The organism is Gulosibacter sediminis, from assembly GCF_014904065.1.
Taxonomy (GTDB): Bacteria; Actinomycetota; Actinomycetes; order Actinomycetales; family Microbacteriaceae; genus Gulosibacter; species Gulosibacter sediminis.
In genome coordinates this window covers 21,491-22,762 of the sequence record NZ_JACXJG010000003.1, presented here as the reverse complement: position 1 = coordinate 22,762, position 1,272 = coordinate 21,491, and the positions used below count along the sequence as shown (strand labels likewise).

Annotated in this window: 2 protein-coding genes and 1 pseudogene; 2 read left to right on the top strand and 1 reads right to left on the bottom strand. The window is 67.3% G+C overall.

Annotation, left to right across the window (positions count from 1 at the left end):
• Positions 1-312: hypothetical protein (locus ID132_RS15430; RefSeq protein WP_459562419.1), on the bottom strand; the 312-nt coding region annotated here is incomplete at its 3' end.
• On the opposite strand from ID132_RS15430, the pseudogene ID132_RS15425 reads away from it, so the two are divergent.
• Both ID132_RS15425 and ID132_RS15420 read left to right on the top strand, forming a co-directional pair.
• A pseudogene (locus ID132_RS15425) lies at positions 299-646 on the top strand (heavy metal translocating P-type ATPase); the annotation flags it as partial. The gene ID132_RS15430 and the pseudogene ID132_RS15425 overlap by 14 nt on opposite strands.
• A gap of 68 nt (positions 647-714) precedes the next feature.
• Positions 715-1,272: HAD-IC family P-type ATPase (locus tag ID132_RS15420; RefSeq protein WP_459562417.1), on the top strand; the 558-nt coding region annotated here is incomplete at its 3' end.

Here is a 1,272-nt window from a genome sequence, read left to right as displayed (position 1 = left end):
CGCCGAGGTCGAGAAGACCGGGTACACGGCCGCACTGCCCAAGCCCAAGGACACTACGGCGAACATGTCGGAGACCGAGGCCGGGGAGGAGGAAGACAGTGAGCTCACCTCGCTGCGGCATCGGCTGATCGGCGCGATCGTGCTCACTGTTCCCGTGATCGCGATGGCGATGATCCCCGCGCTGCAGTTCACGTATTGGCAGTGGGCCTCACTCGCCCTGGCCGCACCGGTGATCATCTGGGGAGCTTGGCCGTTCCACAAGGCGGCGTGGACGAACCTCAAGCACGGTGCGGCGACGATGGACACGCTCATCTCGATGGGTACCTCCGTCGCGCTGCTGTGGTCGCTCTATGCGCTCTTCCTCGGCACTGCCGGCACTCCCGGCATGACGCACCCCTTCGAGTTCACGATCGCTCCGTCGGATGGCGCGGCGAACATTTATCTCGAAGTCGGCGCGGGCGTGACGATGTTCATCCNCGGCCGCTACTTCGAGAAGCGATCCAAGCGCCAGGCCGGGGCCGCGCTGCGCGCCCTCCTGGAGTTGGGCGCGAAGGAAGTCGCCGTACTCCGCGACGGCGTAGAGGTGAAGATCCCCACCTCTGAGCTGGCGGTCGGCGACGAGTTCATCGTCCGTCCAGGCGAGAAGATCGCCACCGACGGTCTCGTGACCTCCGGCTCCTCCGCGGTGGACGCCTCGATGCTCACCNCGAGTCCGTGCCGGTCGAGGTCCGCGAGGGCGACTCGGTCACCGGTGCCACCGTCAACGCCGGCGGCCGCCTGGTCGTGCGGGCGACTCGTGTGGGTTCGGACACACAGCTCGCACAGATGGCGAAGCTCGTCGAGGACGCGCAGACCGGCAAGGCCGAGGTGCAGCGTCTGGCCGATCGTATCTCCGGCANCTTCGTGCCGATCGTCATCGTCGTCGCGTTCATCACCCTCGGCGCCTGGCTGGGAGGCGGGTTCCCCGTCGCCGCCGCGTTCACCGCAGCGGTCGCTGTGCTCGTCATCGCCTGCCCCTGCGCGCTGGGTCTGGCGACCCCGACCGCGTTGCTCGTCGGCACCGGGCGCGGTGCGCAGATGGGCGTCCTCATCAAGGGCCCGGAGGTGCTGGAGTCCACTCGCAAGGTCGACACCGTCGTGCTCGATAAGACCGGCACCGTCACCAGCGGCAAGATGACTCTGACCGACGTGATCACTGAGCCCGGTGTGGATCGTACGGAGCTGCTGCGTTTCGCCGGTGCACTGGAAGACTCTTCGGAGCATCCGATTGCG